A 23,662-nucleotide genomic window follows, 5' to 3' on the forward strand; every position below is an offset into this window, starting at 1 on the left:
GCTCCTAAAGCGTCGGGATGGTGGTCAGCGGACGGGACGAAGAAGCCCGGGCTCTTGGCGCAGATCGGGTGTCGGTGGTCGAACGCCGGTCCAGCGCGGGAAGAGGTCTCGGCGCAGCTCGACGTCGGCGAGGTCTAGGACGCGGTTGACGGTTTGGTCGATCAGGTCGTCGATGGTTTCGGGCCGTTGGTAGAAGGCCGGCGCCGCGGGCATGATGATCGCGCCGATTTCGGCGAGCTGGGTGAGGATGCGCAGGTGTCCGAGGTGCAGCGGTGTCTCGCGCACCAGCAGAACCAGGCGGCGTCGCTCTTTGAGCATGACATCGGCGGCGCGCAGCAGCAGGTTGTCGGAGTAGGAGGTTGCGATACCGGCCGCGGTCTTCATCGAGCAGGGTGCGACGACCATGGCGTGGGCGCGAAACGACCCTGAGGCGATCGAGGCGCCGATGTCGTTGGGTTTGTGCACGACATCCGCGCGATCTTCGATCTCGCCGACAGTCATGTCAAGTTCGTAATGCATTGTCCGGCGGGCAGATTGGGACATAACCAGATGCGTTTCGACATCGGGTTCCCCCTGCAAGACCTCCAGGAGGCGCACGCCGTACGCCGTGCCGCTGGCCCCGGATATTCCTACGATCACGCGAGTGGTCATGTCAGTCCTCCTCGGTTGTGCCGGCCGAATGTCATGCCTTGACCCAACTCCGATCGTGCGTTGGTCGACAGCCCGGTGGCGGTAGTCATCCTTTCCGGCTAGCGGGTAGAGGCGTCGCGAGCAGAAGTCACGGAACTAGGTTCGAAGTCTCGTGTACCGGATGCGCCGGCGTCCAATAGGAATCGTCACGGGCGCCCATCGGCTCCGCCGATGGTGACATGCATCGGTTCCGCCTATGACCGCATCGCCAATCACGATTGGACGCCGACGAATTGGCCCGTCACCATGAGCGTTCACTCGTCGTTCATCGGAGCGTGTCCGTGATGCCCACCCCGACAGTCGTTCTCGTGCACGGAGCATTCACCGATGCCTCGTCCTACCAGCCGGTCACCAAGGGACTTCTGGACTCCGGCATCCCGGTGGTTGCCGTCGCCGTACCGAACCGCAGTCTGATCGGAGACGCTGCGTTGGTCCGCGCCTTCGTCGAGACGATCGCGGGGTCCGTGCTGTTGGTCGGCCATTCCTATGGTGGAGCGGTCATCACCGAAGCCGGCACCGCGTCCAACGTCGCGGCGCTGCTCTACCTCGCCGGATACGCGTTGGCGGAGGGTGAAAGCGTCGCGCAGCTGCAAGGCCAGTTCCCTGACTCCGACCTTCCCGACGCACTGATTCAGACGCCGTTCCCGGCCACCGAGCATTCCGCCGCCGGGATGGACGTGTCGGTCGACCCCGCAAAGTTCGCCGCGGTGCTGGCCGCCGACGTCGATCCCGGCGTCGCGTCGGTGCTCGCCGTGTCACAGCGGCCCGTGGCCGCCGCCGCGTTCGCCGAGCCGGCCACGACCGCGGCCTGGCGGACCCGCCCGACCTGGGCGGTCATGTGTACCGCCGATCACGGGATTCTCCCGCAGGTACAGCGCTTCGGCTACGAGCGTGCCGGCGCCACGATCCGCGAAGTCGACTCCTCAAATCTGGTGATGCTGTCTCAGCCCGCGTTCGTCATCGACACCATCCGGGAAATCGTGGGAGCCCTCGGCTGACACGTCGGCAATCCTCCCGACACACCACAGTCGTTGGCTACCAGGAATCTTTTCCAGGTAAGTAGCCACCAGCCAAGATCATCGGGCATCGTGTCGATTCATGGAGCTGAGAACGCTGGAATACTTCGTCGCGGTTGCCGACGAAGGCTCGTTCACCCGAGCCGCCCAGAAGTGCTTCATCACGCAACCCTCGATCAGCGCGCAGATCCAAGGGCTGGAACGCGAGCTAGGCGAGGCACTGTTCGACCGGACTCAGCGCACCACCGCGCTCACAGACGCCGGTCAGGTCCTGCTTCCCTACGCACGACTGTGCATCCAGGCCGCCAACGACGCCAAGGCAGAGTTCTCCGCGCGTGCTGGCCTGCTGCGCGGCGAGTTCCGGATCGGGACCGGAGGCGGGGTGGAACACACCACCACCCCGGTGCTTCTTGGCGCGCTTCGGCAGGAGTATCCAGGCATCGACATCGTCGTCTCCGAAGCCACCAGTAAGCCACTGTTGGACATGGTCCTGCAGAACCAGCTGCACGCGGCCGTGATCGCCCGACCCGTCGATGCATTGCCGGCTTCGATCAGCACCTCACCGCTGTTCGTCGACCAGATCGTCGCGGTGTTCGACCCCGGCGTGTACCCGCTCGGCGACAATGACCCACTCGCACTCAGTGAGCTGGCCTGCTACCCGATCATCACCTACCCGCGCACTAGCGCGTTGCGGGCCAGTATCGACCGCGTAGCGGCAGCGACCGGCACCGAAGTCCTGGTCAACTGTGCTGCCAACGACGTTCGCCTGCAGGTCTCCTTCGCCCAGCAAGGACTCGGAGTGGCTCTGAGCTCCCGATGCGATCCCGCCCTCATCGGTTGCGGCCTCACCGTCCGGCAGATCACCCCGCAGATCGACTTCGAGAAGATACTGATCTGGCGCAACGACATTCCCGCTTCAGCGCCCCTGCGGGCGTTCCTCGCACTGTGGAACACCACGGTGAACGAGGAAGAGACGACGTCGGGCCAAGCGTGTAGGTGATCCACACCGCCGAGACGCGGTGACGCCGGTCATGCTGCCTAACAACGGGTTCGGACGCATAGGTCACGCCTATGGAGTGGCCGTGAAGAACCAATTGGACGCATCGGCACCGTCCACGGAAGGCTGCAGTCGACTCGCCCCCGCACCCCGACTTCGCTCGACGAAGGACCACACATGACCAGCGACGGCTCCACCCGCAGCGCCCAGCGCATCGTAGACGTGCTCACCGCCTACGAGGTGCCCTACGTATTCGGCGTGCCGGGTGCCAAGATCGACGCAGTCTATGACGCCCTGGTCGACGGTGGCCCTGAACTCGTCGTCTGCCGCCACGAACAGAACGCCGCGTTCATGGCCGGCGCCATCGGCCGACTCACCGGCACACCAGGTGTCGTGCTGGTCACCTCCGGACCAGGCACCACCAACCTGGCGACCGGACTGCTCACCGCCAACACCGAGCAGGACCCCGTCGTCGCCCTGTGCGGCGCCGTGGGCCGAGCCGACCGACTCAAACGCACCCATCAGTCGATGGATGCCGCCGCATTCCTCACGACGGTCACCAAACACACCGGCGAGGTCAACGACCCCGACAACGCCGCCGAGGCCACCGTGGGAGCGTTTCGCGCCGCGCTCACCGAACCGCAGGGGGCCGCCGCACTCGTGCTCCCCGCCGACGTGCTCAGTTCCCCCACTGCAGCGGCCATCACCACCCGACACCCCCTACCCGCACTGGCCGGCGCGCCCGTCTCTGCGATCCGCGCGGCCGCCGACATCATCGCGGCCGCGAAACGCCCCGTCCTACTGGTCGGCGTCCGAGGGGCGGCACCCGACAGCTGTAAAGCGTTGCGCGAACTCGTTTCCGCCACCAAGTTGCCCGTGGTCGAGACATTCCAGGGCGCCGGCGTGATCTCCCGCGAGCTCGAATCGCACTACCTGGGACGCGTCGGACTTTTCCGCAATCAGCCCGGTGACATCCTCGTCTCGGAAGCCGACGTCCTGATCACCGTCGGGTATGACGCAGTCGAGTACGACCCGGGCCTGTGGAACGACGACCCGGCCCGCACCGTCATCCACATCGACTCCCTGCCCGCTGGGATCGACAATCACTACCAGCCCGTCAGCGAACTGCGCGGCAACATCGCCGACTCACTGGTCGAGCTCACCCAGCTGCTCTCCGGTATGACACTCGCCGACACCTACGTCGACGACATCACTCGCCAACGTCAGGCGCTGGCCGACATCGACACCACCGAGCGTGCAATACCGCCTGCCGCAACGGGACTCAACCCCACCGCGGTGGTGCTGGCATTGCGGGAGCACCTAGACGATGACGCGACGATCGCCTGCGACGTCGGCTCGGTGTACATCTACATGGCCCGACACTTCCGGGTCTACGAACCCCGACGGCTGCTGTTCTCCAACGGACAACAAACCCTCGGCGTCGCGCTGCCCTGGGCCATGGCGGCCGCGCTGGTGCGCCCCGGCACTCACATCGTGTCCATTTCCGGAGACGGTGGGTTCCTGTTCTCCGCCCAAGAACTCGAAACAGCTGCGCGCCTGGGACTCAATCTCACCCACGTCATCCTGCGCGACAACACTTACGACATGGTCGGATTCCAGGAAGTCCTCAAGTACGGCCGCAAGTCCGGTGTGCAACTGGGTGATTACGACATCACCAACTACGCCGCAGCTTTCGGTGCCCGCGGATACCGCGTCGACTCCCTCGATGCATTCGCAGCCACGCTGGCGCAGGCTCTCGGCGAAGACGGACCGTCGGTGATCGACGTTGCCGTCGACTACAGCAGGAACACCGACTTGGCCGCGCACCTGCACGACGATGTCTTCGAGTGATGTCGGCGCCATGACATCAGGACACAGCAGCACCCTTGATCAGTTCGCCACGTGGGCGCGCCGGATGCTCGCCCACCACAACGCGACGGCCACCGGTGATTCACGCAGCGCCGAAGTCTTCCAAACCTCGACCATGAGCGCGCTGCTCGACGGCGTGTACGACGGCGACGTCACCATCGAGGAGCTGTTGCGCCACGGCGACTTCGGCCTGGGCACCTTCAACCGCCTTGACGGCGAAATGATCGTCCTCGACGGCGTGTGCCATCACCTGCACGCCGACGGCAGCGCCACCGTAGCCGACTCCGCAGACCGCACACCGTTCGCGGCGGTCACCCACTTCACACCCAGCACCACCCTCACCGTCGACGCCCCCACCAGCCGGGCCGACGTCCTCGCCCTGATCGACCAGACGGTTGAGAGCCCCAACCTGATCTACGCGATCCGCGTCACCGGCACGTTCTCGACTGTCCACACCCGCACCGTCAAGGCCCAGACACCGCCCTACCCGCCGCTGACCGAGGCCAGCGACGGACAAGCGGTCAAGACATTCGAACGAGTGGACGGAGGGCTCGTCGGCTTCCGCACGCCGGATTTCGAACAGGGCATTTCGGTGGCCGGCTATCACCTGCACTTCCTCGACGCCGCCCGCACCAGCGGCGGTCATGTCCTCGACTTCACCTTGGACTCCGGGCATGTCGCGATCAGCACCGCCTCCGAGCTACACCTGCGCCTGCCGACATCCGGAGCGTTCCTGCACGCCGATCTCACCGGCGAGGATGTGTCCGCGCAAATTCACCACGCAGAGGGAGGTGACTGAACACCCCACCGCCCAAGTCCGAGTCCCACCACCATCGTCTTCGGTCGCACCAAAGGAGCACCTCATCCCCGACATCAACTCATCGCCGCGCGGCGCGGCTCGACGATTCACCCCGGAGCTCGCCGATCTCGTCGATTCCCCTCTGTACGAACAGATTTGGTCAGATGAACGGCTAAGCCCCCGCGATCGCAGTATCGCCACCTTGAGCGCACTCATCGCGCTGTACCGTCCCGACGAGCTACGAGCGCACCTGCGGCGCGGCATCGACAACGGGCTCACCACCGACGAAATATCCGCGTTGATAACCCATATCGCCTTCTACGCCGGGTTCCCCGCGGCGATCTCCGCCTCGGTGATCGCAGCGGACACGTTGCTCTGACAGGACGGATGTCAGCGAGGATTAGGCCCATCGGTGCGCCGACGGTCTCCGCGGCGGTGGATGAGGGTGCCGAAGAGCACGGCAAGTGCACATCCGATCACGACGGCGCCGATCGGTGACTTCGCGGGTGTGGGGGTCACCACGGCGCCTACGAGATGGAGGTCGATTGACTGGTGTGGACGTCTCGCATTGCGTAGTCGGTGTATCCGTGTGGCCCCGGTGTGTAGTAGGTGGTGTGGTCCGGAGGGGTGAGTGCTGCGCCATCGGCGAACCGCTGCGGAAGGTCGGGGTTGGAGATGAACGCTTGACCGAAGGCGACCAAGTCTGCGACGCCACTTCCGATTAGATGGTTGCCCCGCGCCTGAGTCATGTCGACGTTGACCATCACGGTGCCGGAGAACTCAGACCGAAAGTGCGAGAACATGCCGTCACCGCCGAGTCCGTGTAGCGGGGTGGTACTGAGATCTGCCATCGCGCCCATGAGCATCCAGTGCGAGATCGGATAGGCGCTGAGTCTGTCGGCGACGTATTCGGCTGTGGCGAGAGTGTCGTCGGTCGAGCGAAATCGCCCAGACTCCGCCCAGGCGGGTCCGGCCTTGACGCCGACCCGGCCGATGTCCATGCGGGTTCCGACGGCGTCGAGGATGTCGAACAGGAGGCGGGCGCGGTTGGCGATGCTACCGCCGTAAGCGTCCGTGCGGTCGTTGGTGGCCGGGTTGAGGAATTGGCTGATCAGGTAGCTGAAGCCGGCCTGTAGTTGTACGCCGTCGAAGCCCGCCCGGACGGCATTGGCTGCGGCAGTGGCGAAATCGTTGACAGTGCCGGCAATGTCGCGCGTGGTCATGGCACGTGGCGTGGTGGTGGGCTTGACTCCCGTCGGCGTCGGGGCTCGCATCTCCGGGTTGATCGCCGAGGGCGCAAGCGGCGGTGCTCCGTCGAAGAAGTCGGGATGAGAAATGGAACCGGCATGCCATAACTGGGCGAAGATGGTTCCGCCTCGCTGGTGCACCGCGTCGGTCGCCACCGCCCAACCGCGCACCTGTTCATCGGTGAATAGCCCTGGTACGTCACGCCATCCGACGGCATCCCGGCTGACCCAGATGCCCTCCGTGACGATCAAGCCAGCCGACGCGCGCTGCGCATAGTACTCGGCGTGCAGTTCGGTCGGAACGAAGTCCGGGTTGGTCGCGCGACACCGCGTCAACGGCGCCATCACCACTCGATTGGCCAACTCGAGATCACCCATTCGGTAGGGCGTGAGGAGGGGTTGGACGGGATTCGCCGCGGTGGTCATCTGGTCGACGGTAACCCATCGAGTGGAATTAATGCAATTATCTTTGCGTTAATGCCATCACCACGACGAGAGGATCACCCACATGATCACTGATGCACCCTATGAACCGAGCCCCCTAGCCCGCGAGCGCGCGCAGTCGCGTTGTACGAAGCCACCGACGGAACCATGGGCGACACCTTGGAGGGCCGACCGGTGGTCATCCTGACCCACCTCGGCGCCAAGTCCGGATCGGTGCGCAAGTCGCCCTTGATGCGCATCGAGCACGACGGCAGCTACGCCGTCATCGCCTCGAACGGCGGTGCCGCGCGAGATCCCTTGTGGGCGGGCAACATCGACGTCAACCCTGCGGTACGCATCCAGGACGGTGCGACCGTCCACGATCTACGCGCACGTCGGGTGTTCGATGAGGAACAGGAGCAGTGGTGGCTTCGGGCGTACGAGACATTCGCGCCGTTCGCCGGATACCGCGAGGCAGCAGGTCGTGACGTGCCGTTGTACGTCCTCGAACCGGCATGACGTCGCCCCGGCGAGGCCGCCTCGTTTACAGTCGCTTCATGAGTACGCATCGACCGGTCAAGCGACCCGGCGGACGTACTGCAGCGGTCACGAACGCGATCCGCTCGGCGGTCGAGGACCTTGTGACAGAGAAGGGCCGCGACAAGGTGACCATCCCCATGGTCGCCGAACGCGCCGGAGTCAACGCCACCACCGTCTACCGCCGCTGGCCCGACGCGGGCACGATGATCAACGACATCGCGACCTACCAGCTCGACCCGTCGCGGCCCCTGCCCGACACCGGCGACCTACGATCGGACGTCGCGGCCTGGGCCACGGAGGTCTTGCTGCACTACCGCAAACCGGTCAACGCCGCTCTTCTGCGAGCGGGATCGGCGAACGCCGGCGAGTCTCAATCCGACTGCCTTCGTGGCCTTCTCGACGAGGTCAGCGCCCTCGTCGCGCGAGCGGGGGACGACGCTCCGGTGACCGCACAGGAGGTGGTCGACGGGGTGCTCGCCCCAGTGATGTACCGGATCATCTTCATCCCGTCGAGCCTCACCGACGACTACGCCGAACGGCTCACCGACAAGCTGTTCGGGTGAACGAATTGGCCAACGCGGAAATGGCCTTCGAAGTTCTGGAACGCGCGCTGAGTTCCGTCGACGACGGACAACTGGGAAATGCGACGCCATGCCGCGACTACGACGTCGCCGACCTCGCCGGACACCTCGTCGACAGCGTCACCCGCATCAGCGGCGCAGCGGGCGTCGCCGTCACTGCACCGACCGGCGGCGCGATCACGGGACTGCTGGACGCGGGACGTGACGCCGTCGCGGGCTGGCGACGGCGGGGACTCGACGGCGACGTGCCCTTCGCCGGCCGCATGATGTCCGCCCGGGATCTTCTGGGTGTCATCGGCCTCGAATTCCTGGTGCACGGTTGGGATTTCGCCACCGCGATCGGTGACACCCTCGACGTGCCCGACGGGCTGGCCGACGACGTGCTGCGCATCGGCCTCAGCACGGTGACCCCGCAGAGCCGGCGCAACGCCGGGTTCGACGAACCAGTCACGATCGGCGCCGACGCGAGTGCGCTCGACCGACTGCTTGCCTTCACCGGCCGGGATCCCGCGGCGGGGATCCCCTTGCGCTGACGGCATCCGTCGCCTAGCTTGACCTAAAGCAAATACATTTGCATTAGGTCTGCGGTTCGTCGCAGCCATCCCCCCTGTCGAGAGAAGCTCAATGAGCACCACCACCCCGACCGTCGTGCTCGTGCACGGAGCCTTCGCCGACGCCTCCGGGTACGCCGGCGTCATCCTCGAACTCCACGCCGCGGGAATTACCGTCGTCGCGCCACCAAACCCGTTGCGCGGACTCACCTTCGACGCGGTCTCCGTGCGTGCCTTCGTCGGCGCCGTCCGCGGTCCCGTCGTATTGGTCGGCCATTCCTACGGCGGAGCGGTCATCACCCAGGCCGCCGTAGGGCTGGACAACGTCAAGGCCCTCGTCTACTTGGCAGCGTTCGCACTCGACGAGGGCCAAAGCGCGGGTAGCGTCCAGGCGCCGTTCGCCGAACCTCTGCTCGCCAGCAACGCACGTCCGACCAGCTACCCGGCCGGTGCCGGCGCCGCCGAAGGGCCAGACTTGTTCATCGACGCCGAGGGCTTCCGGGAAACCTTCTGCGCCGACGTCCCCGTCGATGTCGCCACTGTTCTCGCCGCCACCCAACGACCAGTCGCTGCAGCAACTTTAGGTGAGTTGTGTACCGGCGCAGCGTGGAAGACCGTTCCGTCGTGGTATCTGGTGTCAGCCCACGACAACGCCATCAATCCCGACGCGCAACGCGCCATGTCCGAGCACATCGGCGCCACCACGGAGACGATCGACGGTTCGCACACCGCATTCATCGCCCAACCGGTCGCCGCAGCCGCATTCATCCTCACGGCCGTCGACCACGTACGCGGTGACGACCGTGTCTGACCTGCTGGGGCTTGCCATCAAGGCCCACGGCGGTTTGCGGCGCTGGGATGAGCTGACCTCGGCAACGGGTCGCTTCGCCATCGGTGGGGCGATCTGGGGATTCAAGGGCGTGCCCGGTGTACTGGCCGACATCACCGTCGACCTGGAACTACGCTCCGAGCGGGTCACCCTCAAACCGGTCGGCGGTGTCGACACCCACACTGCCTTCACCGACGGTCGGCTGGAACTACGGTCGACGTCTGGGAACTTGGTCGCCGCGGTCGACGACCCCAAGGATGCAATGGCGCGCCTACCCTACGACGCGCCATGGACAGCGATGGACGCCGCCTACTTCGCCAGCGAGGCGTGGTGGACCTACCTGACGGCGCCGTTCCTGTTCACATACAACGGGTTCGAGGTGGAGGAAGTGCAACCGTTCGTCGAGGCCGGCGTCAGTTACCGAACGCTGAAAGTCGCCTTCCCGGGACGAAATCGACAGCCACACCGCCGAACAGTTCTTTCACTTCCACGAGACCGGCCTGCTATTCCGACACACGTACACCGTCGACGTCCTCGACGGAGCCACCGGCGCGAACTACCCCAGTGAGTGGAAGATCATCGACGGCATCGCCGTACCCACGGTTCGGCGCATCTACGGTTACGACGCCGATCGTCGGCGCATCCCAGAACCCGTCCTGGTGTCACTCGACATCAGCGAGCTTCGATTCCAGTGACGACTCATGAAAGGTTGGCAGACCGATCCAATCTGCCGCCCACTCGGAAGGGAGAACCTCACATAACCGACTCACAGGCGAACAAGGCGCTCGTCATCTCGGCCTTCGACACTCTCTTCAACCAACGCGACTACGTTGCAGCCGAAGCATTTTGGTCACCGGAGTACGTCCAACACAGCGCGCACATCGGTCCCGGTCGCGACGGCCTGTTCGACCTCATCAAATCCGCCCCAAGCACCCTCCGGTACGAGCACCAGCTCGTCGTCGCCGACGGGAACTTCGTCGTCCTGCACGGCAGATTCTCCGGTCGCGGCGATCTACCCAGCTGGATAGCGGCCGACGTCGTGCGGCTGGACGGCGGCCTGCTGGTCGAACACTGGGATGTACTGCAGGACGAGGCCACCCAAGCTCAGTCCCTCAGCGGGTCGCCCATGTTCGGCGGCACCTTTCCGACGCACTGACAACGAAATGGACGTCCACGGCGGGGCGGTGGCCATCGCCCCGCCAACACTGTGACGTCTCCCGCGCCCTGACCGTCAGCGACCGCGCACAACCTGGTCAGAATTTCGACTCCCATGATCCGTCTCCCAATGTGCCGAATCGCATCGAGGCAGACCTGCTGCAGCACCAGAATGAGTGCGGGAAGTCTCATCGATCGAAGGAGGACATCATGCAGTATTTCGTCCAGTTCGACATCCACCAGCCCGTCGACATGAGCCGTGAAGAACTGTTCGCGATCTGGCTCGAGGAAGCCCGCGCGGCGCAGGGTGCAGTCGATGCCGGGGTCGTGACCAACCTGTGGAAAGTCGTCGGCCAGCGCACCATCTTCGCCGTGCTCGACGTACCCGATCACACTTCGCTCGACAGGGCGCTCGAGTCCCTGCCGATCATCCAGAAGCTCGGCGGCTCGGTGGACACCCGCACTTACGCGATCCGGCCTTACAGCGAATTTGCCGAAGAAGTCCGCGTCGCGGTCGAGGGCGGGTAGCGGCCGAGCACCTCGAGTCGCGAAGAAACGGGGCACGCGGCGAGATATCGTCGTTTCAAGCCACGAACGCACTCGGAACTGGAGGTAGGCGGGATGCTCAGTGACCCCGCCGAGGACGACGACGTGTCGAACGACCTTGCCGAGGAATTGTTGAGTCGCTCGCTCGGCGACGGCGCCAACGTGGGTCTGTGGCCCGGCATGACGATATACCGGTACGTCGTGCCAACGGTGCCGAAATGGGATGAGATTCAATCACTCTCGGTGTGCATCGTCGCCCAGGGCCGCAAGGCCGTCACCGCCGATGGACACCATTACGTCTACGACAAATACCAATATCTGGTGCTCAGAAGCAACTTGCATTTTCAGTCGCAGATCCTGGACGCAACGCCAGACAAACCGTTCCTCGCCTTCGTGCTGCAGATCGACCCGGCGGTGGTCCGTAAGGTCTCGGCGGAGATGGTCGGTCGACGCGGGGTTGCAGACCACCCGACGGCGCCGGCCGAAAGTCGAGACCAGAGCGTCGTGTCGGAACTCGACGACGAGCTCATGAGCGCCGTCCTTCGCTTCATGAGGTCCCTCACGGCGGACTCTGACCGGCGGGTACTTGCTCCGCTGTACCTGCAGGAACTGGTGTACCGCATCTTGCAGCGTGACCGGTTCTCCAAACTGCTCTTGATCGCCGGCCAGCAGGACGACGGTAATTCCGTTGCGGCAGCGTTGAATTACATCCACGCGCACCTGTCCGAGCCGCTGACGGTCGAGATCCTTGCCGAGCAGGTGAACCTCAGTTCGTCAGCGTTCTCGCGCCGGTTTCGCGAACTGACCGGCAAGTCGCCTTATCAGTTCGTCAAGGAGACCCGGCTGGAGCGGGCTCGCGAACTGCTGCTCGAACGCCGACTGGGGGTCGGAGACATATCCGCCGCCGTCGGATACGCGAGCCAGTCACACTTCACGAAGGAGTTTCGTACGCGTTTCGGGACCACCCCAGGCGAGTACGCCGACGCAGACGGACTGAGCCGCGATCTGCGTGCCACCCGCTGACGGAGTCGGAATGGGCATGGGTCGAGCGGAAACCAGCTAGCTCGCCGCCATCGCGCGGGGTTGACTGCAGGGGTACGGAAAGTTCCGGATCGTCAGCCTCGTCAGGAGTCTTCAATGCCGCTAGCTCGTATCGACCTCATCGAAGGAAAATCAGCGGAGTACCGCCGTACCATCGCCGATGTCGTCTACGACAAGATGATCGAATGCCTTGGCGTGCCAGAGGATCGGTTCCAAACCATCAGTGAACACAAGGCGGAGAACTTCCTCTTCGATGCCGACTATCTCGGCATCCACCGATCCGAGAACTGCATCTTCATCCAACTCATCTTCCTCGACGTCGCAACCCCGGAGCAGAAGGGCGCGTTCTACGAGGCCGCGGTGGCCGAGTTGGAGGAGAGGCTGCAGGTGCGACCCGAGGACGTCTTCTTCAACCTCATGACGGTTCAGCCCGCGGACTGGTCCATGGGCCTCGGAGTGGCGACCTACGTCAGGGGCGTGCCGACCGACCGTCTCGACCCAAACTCCATCCCGCACTGACAAATTCAGGCTTGGGTCAACACATCCCCTTGATGGCGCCGACAGTCGAACGGCGCTGTCCCCACCCCGAAAGGACGCCGTCATGGCAACCCCAGCAACGACATTGAAGAAGGTGCTCATCACCGGAGCCGGAACCGGCTTCGGATACGAGGTGGCGATGCGACTGGCCGAGAAGGGCTTCGACGTGGTCGCCGCCGTCGAGATCTACGGCCAGGTGCAAACCCTGAAACGACAAGCCGCCGAGCGTGGCGTGACCCTGCAGGTCGAGAAGCTCGACGTCACCGATGACGGCGACCGCCGCAAGGCCCTCGACTGGGGGATCGAGATTCTCGTCAACAACGCCGGCGTCGGTGAAGGCGGTTCCACGGTCGACATTCCGGGAGACAACATCCGCCACCAGTTCGAGGTCAACGTCACCGGACCGCTGCTGCTGACCCAACCCATCGCCAAGCAGATGGCCAAGCGTGGATCGGGACGCATCATCTGGGTGTCCTCGCGCGAGGGGCTCAACGTCAACCCCTTCACCGGCATCTACTCCGCCTCCAAGCACGCCGTCGAGGCCATTGCCGAGAGCATGAAGGACGAGCTGCAGGAGTTTTGCGTGGAAGTGGCGACGATGAACCCCGGCCCGTTCTTGACCGGTTTCAACGACCGCATCTTCCAGACGTGGGAGAGCTGGGAGGACGACCCGGCGCAGCGGTTGTTCGACTACTCCAAACTCGCCTTTCCGCGGGCGCAGTTCAACCCCGAACCCGTCTACGCGACGCTGACGGCGCTGGCTGCCGGTGAAATCGACAGCTACCGCAACCTGGAGCCCAAGTCGATGCTCGAGGAGACCAAGAAGCTCATCGAGGCGCCGTGGGGCAAGAAGACCACCGACGGTCTCGGCACCCGCAACGACGGCATCCAGAAGTCCTTCGACATGACACCAGAACAACTGCGCGACGACCAAGACCCGATCCCCGCACCTTGAGCACCGCACGCCGCCATGCCGCCCTCACCCATAGGATCGTGGAGTGGGCCGACGCGCCACGGGCGAGGAGCACGAGTTGAGTCAGGGATTGCGGACGGGTTCGCACGTCGGAATCGATCGCATGGTGGTGACCAATCACCGGATCGACGTACCACTCGACTGGAGCGATCCCTCGGGACGCCAAATCAGTGTGCACGCAAGGGAAGTCGTCGCCGCCGAGCACGTCGGCGATCCGAGTCGGCCACCCATCGTGTGGTTTCAAGGCGGTCCGGGTCATGAAGTCGCGTTTCCCGACCATCGCGGGAGCTGGCTCGAACAACTACTGACGCGATACAGAGTGGTGTTGCTCGACCAACGCGGCACGGGCCTGAGCACCCCGCTCGACGCGCGCGCCCTTCCGATCGCGGACCCGACCCGCCTTGGCGACTACCTTCGCCACTTTCGACAGGATTCGATCGTGCGCGACGCGGATCGCTTGCGCGCCACGCTCTACGGTCCGGACACGGACTGGTACGTCTTCGGCCAGAGCTTCGGCGGCTTCTGTTCACTGACCTACCTCTCGTATCTACCCGAACACCTACGCGGTGTGATCATCACCGGCGGTTTCGCGCCCGTGCTGCGCGAGACCGACGAGATCTGTGCTCGGCTCTTCAAGCAGGTGGCGAGCCGCAACGCCGACTACTACGCGCGGTTCCCCGAGGATGCGCCGCGCGTGCGACGGATCGTCGACCATCTCGAGACGGCCGACGACGTCGACGGCCACGGTCAGCGACTCAGCGCCCGCCGTTTCCTGACCCTCGGCAACACGCTCGGCCTGCAGCATGGGGCCGCCGAGTTGCACGGCGTCGTCGAGCGCGCCGCCAACGATCTCGAGCAGCTCGGCATGCTCAGCGGAGCCGTCCACGAGCGCGTCGCGTCGATGATGTCGCCCGCCACGAACCCCATCTACACGGTGCTTCACGAGGCCATCTACTCCAGCGGCCCCGCGACTCGCTGGGCTGCCGAGCGCGCACGCCAGGCTGACGTGCGCTTCGCGCTGGATGCGCAGCCCGCGCCCTATTTCACGGGCGAGGCGGTATTCCCCTGGATGCTCGACGAGCTGCCCGAGCTCACCCCGCTGCGGGACGTCGCGAATGTGCTTGCCAAGCAGGAGAATTGGCCGCAGCTGTACGACATCGCACGGCTGGAGGCCAATACCGTCCCCGTCGTCGGCACCGTGTACTGGGACGACGCATACGTCGAGCGAACCATGGCGCTCGAAACGGTCTCGATGCTCGGAAACTGCAGCCCCTGGATCACCAACGAGTTCGAGCACGGGGCTTACCGGCACGAACCACAGCGAGTTGCCGACCGCTTGTTCGCGTTGCTGGACGACCTGACCGCCCGCGGATGAGACGGATCTCCCCGTAACCTCCAGACAGTCTCCAAGCAACCGGTCTAGGGAATTCGCAAGCTGTTCCCATGACACGAATCGCACACAAGGGCCCGATCCTCACCCTGGTCGCGACCGCCGTGCTGGGCATCGGAGTGTTCTCCGTCAACCTTGCCCAGGACGGCCCCTCGGCCGCACCACAACCGCCGGCGGCCTCGGGTGGCTCGTCGACGATCGAGCCGACCCCGCCACCCCCGCCCGTCGCACCGGCCGCGCCAGCGCCCGTCCCATTCCCCGCCAAGGTCGCCTTTCACGCGAACATCCCCACTCGCGCCGGCACTCTGACCCTGGACATCAAGGTCAACGCCACCAAGGCCACCGCCTACGCCTGCGACAACCAAGGCATCGAGGAATGGTTCTCAGGAACCGCCGTTGACGGCGTGGTCTCGATGAGCAGCAGCGACGGCACCAGCCGACTGGACGGCCGCCACCAGGCGAACGACACCGTCGAGGGCAACCTGTCCATCGGGGACAAGCAATGGAACTACACGGCGGTCGAGGTCAAGGGCAGCAATGTTTGACGCCACCGCTTCCCACACCGATTCCACCGTTGCCGCGCCTGTCTCCGTACCCGCTCCGACGAATTCAGCCGGCGGGATGGCCGTGCTGGTCACCGTTCTCGTCGGCGCACTGGTTGCAGTCGCACTCGGGGCATTTGGAGCGCTGCACGAACCGCGGTTCTTTGCGGTGAACGTCGCCGGATTCTCCAGCGGAACCGCCGCCAAGGCGTGGCTCGCGACACTCGTGGTCACACTGGCGCTGTTCCAGTTGGGGTCGGCGTTCGCCATGTATCGGTTGATCCCGAGCGGTCGGGTGCCGTCCTGGATGACCACCGCCCATGTGTGGTCGGGGCGGATGGCGGTACTGCTCAGCATCCCGGTCACCGTCCATTGCCTCTACGCACTGGGCTTTCAGCACTCCAACACCCGGGTGTTGTTCCATTCGCTGTTCGGCTGCCTGTTCTACGGCGTGTTCGTGACCAAGATGCTCCTGTTGACTCGGAAGGGATTGCCGGGCTGGCTAATTCCCATCGCGGGCGGACTGCTGTTCTTCGTCCTCGTATACGTCTGGTTGACCTCGGCGTTGTGGTTCTTCCTCACCAGTGGCTTGACGTTCTAAAGGAGAAATGCACGTGAACGAACAAGAATTCGTCGTCTCACGCAAGACAGCCATCGTCAGCGGCGGGGTCGTCCTGGCTGCGGCCGCCCTCAGCGCCTGCACGACCTACGGGAAGGCACCGGCACCCGCGAGCGGGCCGCCGTCAGAGGGTGCGACGGCGCCAGGGCCGCCGAGTGCCGCCGCCCTCGCCACGACCGCCGACGTACCCGTCGGATCCGGGTTGATTCTCGACGACGTCGTGCTCACCCAACCCTCGGCGGGAGTCTTCAAGGCATTCTCGACGGTCTGCACTCATGCGGGGTGCGCCGTGTCCAAGATCGCCGACGGCACCATCGACTGCCCCTGCCACGGCAGCAAGTTCAACCTCGACGGCACCGTGGCGAAAGGACCGGCGTCCAGGCCATTGGAACCGAAAGCAATTGCCGTCGAGGGTACTTCGATCGTCCGGGCCTGACTCGTCACAGATTCTGTACGGGCACGGGTGCGATGTGCTCGGCGTCGGGAAGCTCGAAACCGAATATCTGCGCGTAGAAGGACAACTCGGAGTCCAGCGCACGGCGGATGTTGGCCGCTTGCCGGAATCCGTGCTGCTCACCCTCGAACGCCACGTACGCCACCGGCACTCCCTTGGTGCGCAGCGCGTCGACGATCATCTCGGCTTGGTTCGGTGGCACCACCTCGTCTTCGAGACCCTGCAGCACGATCAGCGGTCGGTCGAAGCCGTCGACGTGGTGGATCGGCGACCGTTCTACATAGAGATCGCGACGGGCGGGGTACGGGCCGATCAGCCCGTCGAGATAGCGGCTCTCGAACTTGTGAGTCTCGGTGGCGAGCGCCTCGAGGTCGGCCACACCGTAGTGGCTCGCCCCGGCGGCGAAGGTGTCCCGGAAGGCAAGGGCTGCCAGCGTCGTATAACCGCCTGCGGAGCCGCCCCGGATGCAGAGCTTGGTCGGGTCGACGCGCCCCTGCTCGCCGAGCCACCGGGCCGCCGCCTCACAGTCGTCGACGTCGACGACTCCCCACTGGCCGCGGAGCTGGTTCCGATACGCCCGGCCATAGCCGGCGGAGCCGCCGTAGTTGACGTCCACCACGGCGAAGCCCCGGCTGGTCCAGTACTGCGCGCCCAGTTGCAACATTCCCCGAGCAGCGCTGGTGGGTCCGCCATGGATGAACACGAGGAGCGGCGGGAGCTCGCCAGGCTCGGAGGTTACGTCGGGGTTGGTGGGTGGATAGAAGAGAGCGTGGGCGGTGCGTCCGCCGCTCGTCGGGAACGAGATCGGTTCGGGCCGAGAGAACCACTCCGTTGAGAGATCGAGATCGCGTGGTGCACGGAGGATCTCGCTCGCGGTGACCGAGCCTTCGGCGTCGACGGTCACCGACACCACGGCCGGTTCGGTGACAGCGGATGCGCCGACGAACACCACGCGGTCGCCTTCAGCCTGGATCGAGGCAAACGACGTGTAGGGCACGTCGAGGTCGACCACGCTCCCATCGGCGAGGCGGATCGCCAGGAATCCGAGGCCGTCGCGTGCCGAGGCGAAGACGGTGCGCCCGTGCGACAGGAAGGCGTAACTGGACTGACCGAAAACCCATTGCGGCCCGCCGATTTCGGCGTCTGCCGTCACGACGCTCTCGGCACCGTCGACCCCGGGCACCCACCGGTAGAGGTTCCACCAGTTCGACCGGTCGGAGATGAACCACAGCGAACCGTCGTCGGCCCACCGGGGTTCGCTCACCGACTCGCCGGCGCCCGTACCGCCTGGCCCCGCGTCGGGGCGGCCCGCCACCACCGCGGCGCCGGTCACCAGCGGACCGGTGTCGGTGGACTGCAGATCCGCGACGCACAGCTCGGTGCCGTCCCACGGCATGTCGGGGTGCGACCACTGCAGCCAGCACAGTCGCGCGCCGTTGGGCGAGATGCGCGGATCGGAGACGAAGTCCGGCCCGGACACCAGCACCCTGGGGGCGAGCTGCCCCGTGGCGTCGAGCACGACGATCTCGTTCACCACCTGGGCCGGGCCGCCGCCGGCGGGATGGTGTTCGCGCACGACCAGCGCCCACCGACCGTCCGTCGTGACGCATCCGTCGGCCCAGCGATCACCGCGGGGCACCTCAGGCTCGGGGGTGAGCGGTTCGGGTGCTGCCGGCCCGGTCACCGTGTAGAGGCGTTGGTCCGCCCAGTCGGCGAACCACACGGTGTTGTCCGTGACCCACCACGCACCGCCGCCGTACTCGTGGGCGGCCGTTCGGGCGTTGACCCCGGTGGGCAACACGTCGACGGCTGGTCCCTCACCCGCGCGTTGGACCAGCTGGGTGCGGCCGCCCTCCTCGGGCCGTTGCTCGGCCCAGGTCACGGTGTCACCGTGCAGGCTGACCGCGCCCAGTCCCGCCGCGGCACGCACGACGAGCTCGGAGGTGATGGGGGTGGTCCACGAGCCAAAGGTCGCCATGACGATCCAGCCTAGGACTCACGCGCACAGCGGCGCCGATCTGGCCATCGCAGGCAGCGGAATTCACTCGCGACGACTTGCCCGCCAGCCGGACCACACGGCGAGGACGGTAAGCACCGCGAGCAGCGGGTAGATGACGAGCAGGTCGATGCGGATGTTGGCGTCGAGCCGATCCTCGGACACCGTGATCTCCCACGCGGTATAGGCAACCCACAGGACCGCGGCGACGAGGGCGGTGCGCGAACGGCACGATCTCCACACGAGCGCGAGGGCGGTCGCTACGAGCAGCGCAAGCCACGGGTGATCGATGAGGAGGGTGGTCCAACGCATGGCGTCTGCAGCGTACCGGGAGCAAAGCGACTCGAGTGGCCGCCGCAACGTGCTGACCGTCGGTCGGCTTGGCACCAATCGATCACAGGTAGCACGCCCTCAACCTGTGGGCACTCCCTTGAAATTCGGCTCCCACCCCAGCTCCGGGGCCACGTAGCGGGCGAACGACTCGAGGATGTGGAGATTCAGCTCCACCCCGAGCTGGCTAGGGATCGTGAGCATCAGCGTGTCGGCCGACTGGACCGCGGCATCCGCCTTCAGCTGCTCGATGAGGACGTCGGGTTCTGCGGCATAGGTCTTGCCGAAGGTCGACCGGAATCCGTCGATGACGCCGACCTGGTCTGCCGAATCGTCTCCCCGCGGGCCGAAGTAGCGCCGGTCCAGATCGTTCACCAGCGGGAAGATGCTGCGACTCACCGAGACTCGCGGAGTTCGCGGATGACCTGCGTCCACCCATGCCGCGCGGAACTGGTCGATCTGCTCAGCCTGCAGGTCTGCGAAGGCGTCCCCGGTGGCCTCGGTCAGCAGCGTCGAACTCATCAGGTTGACGCCCGCCGTACCCGCCCATCTCGCGGTCTCCCGCGATGCGGCGCCCCACCAAATCCGATCGGCCAGCGTGGGCGAGTGCGGCTCGATGCGCAACTTCCCGACTCGGCCAAATTGTTGGGGATCGGCGTCGGCGACGCCTTCACCGCGGACGGCACGCAGGAACAAGTCGAACTTGTCCCGGGCGATGTCGGCGCCCCGCGGATCCGTGGAACCGGTGTAACCGAAGGCCTCCCACCCGCGTAGCGCCGGCTCGGGCGACCCGCGACTGACTCCAAGTGCCACCCGCCCCTCGGAGAGCAGGTCGAGCGCAGCCGCCTCCTCAGCGAGGTGCAGCGGGTTCTCGTACCGCATGTCGATGACACCGGTGCCGACCTCGATCCGCTGAGTACGGGCGGCGATCGCAGCAAGCAGCGGCATGGGTGCAGCGGACTGCCGGGCGAAGTGGTGAACGCGAAAGTATGCGCCGTTGACGCCTAGTTCGTCGGCACCCGTCGCGATGTCGACTGCGTCGCGCAGCATGTCGCCGGCGTCAGGCCCGCCGGAGCCGCCAGTTGACGCGTAGTGCCCGAAGCTCAGAAATCCAAAAGCCTTCATGGCACCGCAAACCTCATTCTTCGTTCAGGTATTCCCAGGGCCTGGCGCCCGGCAGCCGACGCCCACCGCAACCGGTTCGGCAATCTTTGCAAGACTGCTACCCATGGCCGACGCTCAGGACCTCCCACTGGCTGCACCGGGACAGACCCCGCGTCGAGTCATGACCATCGCCGGTTCCGATTCAGGCGGCAGCGCTGGCCTGCAGGCTGACATGCGAACGTTCGCCATGTTGGGTGTACACGGGTGCGCCGCACTGACGGCCGTCACGGTCCAAAACTCGTTGGGCGTGAAAGCCTTTCACGAAGTTCCAACTGACGTCGTCGCAGGGCAGATCAGCGCGGTGGCGTCCGACATCGGCATCGAGGCCGCCAAGACCGGCATGCTTGCGTCCAGCGCGATCATCAGGACCATCGTGGCTACGTGGAAGGCCGAAGGGCTCGACGGCACTGTCCCGCTGGTGGTCGATCCCGTGTGTGCGTCCAACGTCGGTGAGCCACTACTGCACCCCAATGCGCTGGACGACATGCGCGACGAACTGATCCCACTCGCCACGCTTGTGACGCCGAACCTCGACGAAGTGCGACTGTTGGTCGGCATCGACGTCGTCGACGACACGACCCAACGCGAGGCAGCCCGGGCTCTACACGCACTAGGGCCGCAATGGGCGCTCGTGAAAGGTGGCCACCTGCGCACCTCACAGCGCAGCTCCGACTTGCTCTTCGACGGCGTCGAGTTCCACCAGTTCGCTGCGAACCGCGTGAACACCCCGCACGATCACGGCGCCGGCGACACTCTTGCCGCGGCGATCACCGCCGCGCTCGCTCACGGCTACCCGGTTCCCGAGGCGGTCGGTTTCGCCAAGCTCTGGGTTACCGAGTGCATCCGCGCCGCCTATCCGCTCGGCCGGGGCCACGGCCCAGTCAACGGTATGGCCAGATTGTTCCGCTGAGTCGCACGCCGTCGGATCGATCGTCGTGCAGCTGGCGAGACCCGCCGTTCCGAGCATGAGAACAGCCCGCGCGCGGATCAAGTCCATAGAGGGGCCGAACCGCTCACCAACCGCCAACTCCAGGGGTACGGACCGTGCCCTCAAAGCGGCGTTGCCGTTGTTTCCTTGGATCTAAGTTCGGCTGTCGCCTCGGCGGCGGTCATGGGCTTGCCAAGCAGAAAGCCTTGAGCGAGGTCGCATCCACATGCCCTCAGGGCGTCGAGCTGCGCGAAGGTCTCCACACCTTCGCCGACGACAATGAGGCCAAAGGCGCGGGCCAGCATCACGATCGCGTTGACGATGGCAGTGGGGCGGGCGGCGGGAAGATCCTCGATGTAGGACTTGTCGATCTTGAAGCACGCGAAGACCGGGAAGCGGTTGAGGTAGGCGATGGAACTGTATCCACTGCCGAGGTCGTCGAGGGAGATCGTGACGCCCATCGCGTGCAGTGCGGCGAGATTGGCGGCGACACAAGCGGTGTCCGAGACCCAGGCGGTCTCGGTTATCTCCAAACCCAACGCCGGCGCGTCGAGTTTGGTGGCAGCAAGCACGGCGGTGACCTTGGCGACGAACCCGGGGTCACGCAGTTGCAGAGCGCTGACGTTGACGCGGATGCCGATGTCGAATTCGTTGCGCCACAAGCTCGTTTGGGCGCATGCGGTGTGCAAGGCCCATTCGCCTAGCTCGCCCACCAAACCGGTGCGTTCGGCGACGGCGACGAACTCACCCGGGTTGATCACCCCGAGGTCGGGATGACGCCATCGGGCGAGGGCTTCCATCGCCACTGGCCGGCCGGTGGCGATGTCGACGATGGGTTGATACAGCAGATTGAGCTCTCCATCGCCGAGTGCGGCGCGCAAATCCACCGACAGGCGTCGGGTCCGCTCGGCGTCGTAGAGGTCGTCGCGATCGAAGACGGCGCTGCCTCCGGTCCCGTTGTCCTTGACCCGGTACATCGCCAGATCGGCGTGGTGGACGAGGTCTCGCGGGGTGGAATGGGTGTCGGAGACGGCGATGCCGATGCTGGCGCTCAGCGGTGTCGGTTCAGTCCCGGGCGGGTGCGGCGCGCCGATGGCGTCGGTCAGTGCCTGCGCAATACGTCGTGCGTCGTCGATCCCGCAGACACGTTCGGCGAGAACGAGAAACTCGTCGCCGCCGACGCGGGCGACGAGGTCCCCGGGTCGCGCGGCAGCAGCGAGGCGGTGTGCGAATCGTATGAGCGCCCGATCACCGGCCTCGTGGCCAAGGCTGTCGTTGATGATCTTGAAGTCGTCGACGTCGACGAGCATCACCGCGGTCAGCGTGCCGTCCTGCAGACCTTCCGCGAGAGCGCGGTCGATGCGCTCGAACGCGGCCGCACGGTTGGGCAATCCCGTCAGCGGATCCTGCATGCTGCGGTCGAGCAGTTGGCGGTCCAAGTCCACCCGTCGAATCGCCGCAGAGAGAACGCCCACGACCGTCTGCAGGAACGACACTTCCCGTTGGCCGTAGCACCGGTCATTATTGCTGTGCACCGACAACGCGCCCCATGGGCCGCCGTCACCCGGAATGGGGACGCAGACACCGCTGCGGAAACCGTAGGAGGCCATTCCCGCGGTCGTGAAACGTGTCTCGGTGTCCCGGTTCTCAACCACCACCACGTCGTTGGTCAGCAACGTGAAGCCCATCAGGGACTGGTGCCCCGCGGGCAGGGTGACCGGCCGCGGGGGTATGCCGGTGAACGCGACGACCGCGATTTCGTCATCACCGTCGACCGGGCGGGTGATCATCGACCGGTTCACCCCCATGAGCTGAGAGGCCGCGTTGGTCGCCGCCTCCAACAACTCCTCGAGGGCACCGTCGAGGGCCAGTCTGCTCAGTTCCGCCACGGCCTGCTGCTCGGCAGCCAGGTAGGTCGACGCCTCAGCCGCGGCCCGCCACCGGTCGCTGCCCATCGCCACGCCCTGACGGGCGACGATCGCCACCACCACGCTTGGCTCACCGCGGGCCCGGTCGACCAGGAAGGTGGTCATCTGAACAGGAATGCGTACACCGCCGGCCGCGCGCGTCAAGACCGACGAACCGCGCCACGTCCTGGTCGTGTCCCACGGAGCCCGCCACGGCTCGCCAGGCGGGTCATCGCCAGAAATGACAAACAACTCGTTCATCGTCATCGGTTCCAATGGCGACAGCTCGGTGAGCCCGAGCGACACCAAACCGGCGGGGTTGACGTAGACCACCCGACCGCCGACCTCCGCGATCGTGACCATGTCGGGCGAGTCGTCGAGCATCGCATGAAAAACGGCGATGTCGTCGACGGCATCAGTCATGACGTCCTCGTGTCACGCAGCAAGCAAGGGTCGACGACGGTGGGCCTCCAGCGCGGGAGTTGCACGTCATGTCACCGACCATCGAGCACCTCGACTGGTTCTATTAATTTGCTGG

The 23,662-nt window shown here is 65.5% G+C and carries 26 protein-coding genes; 20 read left to right on the top strand and 6 right to left on the bottom strand.

Annotation, left to right across the window (positions count from 1 at the left end):
• Positions 1-24 precede the first annotated feature (24 nt).
• Positions 25-651 carry a UbiX family flavin prenyltransferase gene (locus ASD37_RS12545; RefSeq protein WP_056551296.1) on the bottom strand — a complete coding sequence of 209 codons (627 nt, stop codon included), beginning with the start codon at positions 649-651 and terminating at the stop codon, positions 25-27.
• A gap of 323 nt (positions 652-974) precedes the next feature.
• Here ASD37_RS12545 and ASD37_RS12550 point away from each other — a divergent pair, with 323 nt between their 5' ends.
• The 5 genes from ASD37_RS12550 (at position 975) to ASD37_RS32525 (ending at position 5,750) form a co-directional block, all read left to right on the top strand.
• The gene (locus ASD37_RS12550) at positions 975-1,688 is read left to right on the top strand and encodes an alpha/beta hydrolase (protein WP_056551297.1); all 714 of its coding nucleotides are present in this window, start codon (positions 975-977) and stop codon (positions 1,686-1,688) included.
• Positions 1,689-1,788: 100 nt separating this feature from the next.
• Positions 1,789-2,706, top strand: coding sequence for a LysR family transcriptional regulator (locus ASD37_RS12555; RefSeq protein WP_056551298.1), 918 nt, complete (start codon positions 1,789-1,791; stop codon positions 2,704-2,706).
• Between the two features lie 174 nt (positions 2,707-2,880).
• Positions 2,881-4,554 (top strand): acetolactate synthase AlsS, encoded by a 1,674-nt coding sequence (gene alsS / locus ASD37_RS12560; RefSeq protein WP_056551299.1) that lies wholly within the window; start codon positions 2,881-2,883, stop codon positions 4,552-4,554.
• Between the two features lie 64 nt (positions 4,555-4,618).
• A complete protein-coding gene (budA, locus tag ASD37_RS12565) occupies positions 4,619-5,371 on the top strand; it encodes an acetolactate decarboxylase (RefSeq protein WP_056551300.1) in 753 nt (250 codons plus the stop codon).
• Positions 5,331-5,750, top strand: coding sequence for a carboxymuconolactone decarboxylase family protein (locus ASD37_RS32525; RefSeq protein ID WP_082570117.1), 420 nt, complete (start codon positions 5,331-5,333; stop codon positions 5,748-5,750). The genes budA and ASD37_RS32525 overlap by 41 nt, the downstream gene beginning before the upstream one ends.
• Positions 5,751-5,898: 148 nt before the next feature.
• On the opposite strand, the gene ASD37_RS12575 is transcribed toward ASD37_RS32525, so the two are convergent.
• The gene (locus tag ASD37_RS12575) at positions 5,899-7,044 is read right to left on the bottom strand and encodes an alkene reductase (protein WP_056551301.1); all 1,146 of its coding nucleotides are present in this window, start codon (positions 7,042-7,044) and stop codon (positions 5,899-5,901) included.
• 165 nt (positions 7,045-7,209) lie between these two features.
• Here ASD37_RS12575 and ASD37_RS12580 point away from each other — a divergent pair, with 165 nt between their 5' ends.
• The 14 genes from ASD37_RS12580 (at position 7,210) to ASD37_RS12645 (ending at position 16,781) form a co-directional block, all read left to right on the top strand.
• The gene (locus ASD37_RS12580) at positions 7,210-7,560 is read left to right on the top strand and encodes a nitroreductase/quinone reductase family protein (RefSeq protein ID WP_235568144.1); all 351 of its coding nucleotides are present in this window, start codon (positions 7,210-7,212) and stop codon (positions 7,558-7,560) included.
• A gap of 38 nt (positions 7,561-7,598) precedes the next feature.
• On the top strand, positions 7,599-8,144 hold the full coding sequence (locus ASD37_RS12585; RefSeq protein WP_056551302.1) for a TetR/AcrR family transcriptional regulator: 546 nt from the start codon (positions 7,599-7,601) through the stop codon (positions 8,142-8,144).
• Positions 8,141-8,695 carry a TIGR03086 family metal-binding protein gene (locus ASD37_RS12590; protein ID WP_056551303.1) on the top strand — a complete coding sequence of 185 codons (555 nt, stop codon included), beginning with the start codon at positions 8,141-8,143 and terminating at the stop codon, positions 8,693-8,695. Before ASD37_RS12585 ends, ASD37_RS12590 begins: the two co-directional genes overlap by 4 nt.
• A 91-nt stretch (positions 8,696-8,786) precedes the next feature.
• Positions 8,787-9,524, top strand: coding sequence for an alpha/beta fold hydrolase (locus tag ASD37_RS12595; RefSeq protein ID WP_056551304.1), 738 nt, complete (start codon positions 8,787-8,789; stop codon positions 9,522-9,524).
• Positions 9,517-10,110, top strand: a complete 594-nt coding sequence (locus ASD37_RS12600; RefSeq protein WP_156720864.1) for a hypothetical protein — start codon at positions 9,517-9,519, stop codon at positions 10,108-10,110. The genes ASD37_RS12595 and ASD37_RS12600 overlap by 8 nt, the downstream gene beginning before the upstream one ends.
• Positions 10,111-10,251: 141 nt before the next feature.
• A complete protein-coding gene (locus ASD37_RS12605) occupies positions 10,252-10,698 on the top strand; it encodes a nuclear transport factor 2 family protein (protein WP_235568146.1) in 447 nt (148 codons plus the stop codon).
• Between the two features lie 209 nt (positions 10,699-10,907).
• The gene (locus tag ASD37_RS12610) at positions 10,908-11,225 is read left to right on the top strand and encodes a muconolactone Delta-isomerase family protein (protein ID WP_156720865.1); all 318 of its coding nucleotides are present in this window, start codon (positions 10,908-10,910) and stop codon (positions 11,223-11,225) included.
• Positions 11,226-11,318: 93 nt separating this feature from the next.
• The gene (locus ASD37_RS12615; RefSeq protein ID WP_056551307.1) at positions 11,319-12,266 is read left to right on the top strand and encodes an AraC family transcriptional regulator; all 948 of its coding nucleotides are present in this window, start codon (positions 11,319-11,321) and stop codon (positions 12,264-12,266) included.
• A gap of 114 nt (positions 12,267-12,380) precedes the next feature.
• A complete protein-coding gene (locus tag ASD37_RS12620; protein WP_056551308.1) occupies positions 12,381-12,803 on the top strand; it encodes a tautomerase family protein in 423 nt (140 codons plus the stop codon).
• 82 nt (positions 12,804-12,885) lie between these two features.
• Positions 12,886-13,776: an SDR family oxidoreductase gene (locus ASD37_RS12625; protein WP_056551309.1), complete on the top strand. Its 891-nt coding sequence runs from the start codon at positions 12,886-12,888 to the stop codon at positions 13,774-13,776.
• Between the two features lie 43 nt (positions 13,777-13,819).
• A complete protein-coding gene (locus ASD37_RS12630) occupies positions 13,820-15,169 on the top strand; it encodes an alpha/beta fold hydrolase (protein WP_056551310.1) in 1,350 nt (449 codons plus the stop codon).
• A gap of 68 nt (positions 15,170-15,237) precedes the next feature.
• Positions 15,238-15,729 carry a hypothetical protein gene (locus ASD37_RS12635; RefSeq protein WP_056551311.1) on the top strand — a complete coding sequence of 164 codons (492 nt, stop codon included), beginning with the start codon at positions 15,238-15,240 and terminating at the stop codon, positions 15,727-15,729.
• Positions 15,730-15,805: 76 nt separating this feature from the next.
• A complete protein-coding gene (locus ASD37_RS12640; protein ID WP_156720914.1) occupies positions 15,806-16,327 on the top strand; it encodes a DUF6529 family protein in 522 nt (173 codons plus the stop codon).
• Positions 16,328-16,334: 7 nt separating this feature from the next.
• Entirely contained in the window at positions 16,335-16,781 is a 447-nt protein-coding gene (locus tag ASD37_RS12645; RefSeq protein WP_056551313.1) for a ubiquinol-cytochrome c reductase iron-sulfur subunit, read from the top strand.
• 4 nt (positions 16,782-16,785) lie between these two features.
• Here ASD37_RS12645 and ASD37_RS12650 read toward each other — a convergent pair whose 3' ends face one another.
• The 3 genes from ASD37_RS12650 to ASD37_RS12660 all read right to left on the bottom strand — a co-directional run bounded on the left by ASD37_RS12650 (position 16,786) and on the right by ASD37_RS12660 (position 20,250).
• Positions 16,786-18,777, bottom strand: coding sequence for a S9 family peptidase (locus ASD37_RS12650; protein WP_056551314.1), 1,992 nt, complete (start codon positions 18,775-18,777; stop codon positions 16,786-16,788).
• 63 nt (positions 18,778-18,840) lie between these two features.
• On the bottom strand, positions 18,841-19,107 hold the full coding sequence (locus ASD37_RS12655) for a hypothetical protein (protein ID WP_056551315.1): 267 nt from the start codon (positions 19,105-19,107) through the stop codon (positions 18,841-18,843).
• A 99-nt stretch (positions 19,108-19,206) separates the two neighbouring features.
• A complete protein-coding gene (locus ASD37_RS12660) occupies positions 19,207-20,250 on the bottom strand; it encodes an LLM class flavin-dependent oxidoreductase (protein ID WP_056551316.1) in 1,044 nt (347 codons plus the stop codon).
• 103 nt (positions 20,251-20,353) lie between these two features.
• On the opposite strand from ASD37_RS12660, the gene thiD reads away from it, so the two are divergent.
• Entirely contained in the window at positions 20,354-21,199 is an 846-nt protein-coding gene (gene thiD, locus ASD37_RS12665) for a bifunctional hydroxymethylpyrimidine kinase/phosphomethylpyrimidine kinase (protein WP_056551317.1), read from the top strand.
• A 140-nt stretch (positions 21,200-21,339) separates the two neighbouring features.
• Here the strand turns inward: thiD and ASD37_RS12670 are convergent, their stop codons facing one another.
• A complete protein-coding gene (locus ASD37_RS12670; protein ID WP_056551318.1) occupies positions 21,340-23,547 on the bottom strand; it encodes a bifunctional diguanylate cyclase/phosphodiesterase in 2,208 nt (735 codons plus the stop codon).
• Positions 23,548-23,662: the final 115 nt, after the last annotated feature.

The organism is Mycobacterium sp. Root135 (assembly GCF_001426545.1).
Taxonomy (GTDB): domain Bacteria; phylum Actinomycetota; class Actinomycetes; order Mycobacteriales; family Mycobacteriaceae; genus Mycobacterium.

Excerpts from the sequence above, each read along its gene's own strand:
- ASD37_RS12575 (WP_056551301.1), bottom strand. The coding sequence starts at position 7,044 with ATGACCACCGCGGCGAATCCCGTCCAACCCCTCCTCACGCCCTACCGA.
- ASD37_RS12620 (WP_056551308.1), top strand. The coding sequence starts at position 12,381 with ATGCCGCTAGCTCGTATCGACCTCATCGAAGGAAAATCAGCGGAGTAC.
- ASD37_RS12545 (WP_056551296.1), bottom strand. The coding sequence starts at position 651 with ATGACCACTCGCGTGATCGTAGGAATATCCGGGGCCAGCGGCACGGCG.
- ASD37_RS12640 (WP_156720914.1), top strand. The coding sequence starts at position 15,806 with ATGGCCGTGCTGGTCACCGTTCTCGTCGGCGCACTGGTTGCAGTCGCA.
- ASD37_RS12670 (WP_056551318.1), bottom strand. The coding sequence starts at position 23,547 with ATGACTGATGCCGTCGACGACATCGCCGTTTTTCATGCGATGCTCGAC.
- ASD37_RS12645 (WP_056551313.1), top strand. The coding sequence starts at position 16,335 with ATGCACGTGAACGAACAAGAATTCGTCGTCTCACGCAAGACAGCCATC.
- thiD (WP_056551317.1), top strand. The coding sequence starts at position 20,354 with ATGGCCGACGCTCAGGACCTCCCACTGGCTGCACCGGGACAGACCCCG.
- ASD37_RS12550 (WP_056551297.1), top strand. The coding sequence starts at position 975 with ATGCCCACCCCGACAGTCGTTCTCGTGCACGGAGCATTCACCGATGCC.
- ASD37_RS12660 (WP_056551316.1), bottom strand. The coding sequence starts at position 20,250 with ATGAAGGCTTTTGGATTTCTGAGCTTCGGGCACTACGCGTCAACTGGC.
- ASD37_RS12635 (WP_056551311.1), top strand. The coding sequence starts at position 15,238 with ATGACACGAATCGCACACAAGGGCCCGATCCTCACCCTGGTCGCGACC.
- ASD37_RS12580 (WP_235568144.1), top strand. The coding sequence starts at position 7,210 with ATGGGCGACACCTTGGAGGGCCGACCGGTGGTCATCCTGACCCACCTC.
- ASD37_RS12625 (WP_056551309.1), top strand. The coding sequence starts at position 12,886 with ATGGCAACCCCAGCAACGACATTGAAGAAGGTGCTCATCACCGGAGCC.
- ASD37_RS32525 (WP_082570117.1), top strand. The coding sequence starts at position 5,331 with ATGTGTCCGCGCAAATTCACCACGCAGAGGGAGGTGACTGAACACCCC.
- ASD37_RS12595 (WP_056551304.1), top strand. The coding sequence starts at position 8,787 with ATGAGCACCACCACCCCGACCGTCGTGCTCGTGCACGGAGCCTTCGCC.
- alsS (WP_056551299.1), top strand. The coding sequence starts at position 2,881 with ATGACCAGCGACGGCTCCACCCGCAGCGCCCAGCGCATCGTAGACGTG.
- ASD37_RS12615 (WP_056551307.1), top strand. The coding sequence starts at position 11,319 with ATGCTCAGTGACCCCGCCGAGGACGACGACGTGTCGAACGACCTTGCC.
- ASD37_RS12650 (WP_056551314.1), bottom strand. The coding sequence starts at position 18,777 with ATGGCGACCTTTGGCTCGTGGACCACCCCCATCACCTCCGAGCTCGTC.
- ASD37_RS12655 (WP_056551315.1), bottom strand. The coding sequence starts at position 19,107 with ATGCGTTGGACCACCCTCCTCATCGATCACCCGTGGCTTGCGCTGCTC.
- ASD37_RS12555 (WP_056551298.1), top strand. The coding sequence starts at position 1,789 with ATGGAGCTGAGAACGCTGGAATACTTCGTCGCGGTTGCCGACGAAGGC.
- ASD37_RS12610 (WP_156720865.1), top strand. The coding sequence starts at position 10,908 with ATGCAGTATTTCGTCCAGTTCGACATCCACCAGCCCGTCGACATGAGC.
- ASD37_RS12585 (WP_056551302.1), top strand. The coding sequence starts at position 7,599 with ATGAGTACGCATCGACCGGTCAAGCGACCCGGCGGACGTACTGCAGCG.
- budA (WP_056551300.1), top strand. The coding sequence starts at position 4,619 with ATGCTCGCCCACCACAACGCGACGGCCACCGGTGATTCACGCAGCGCC.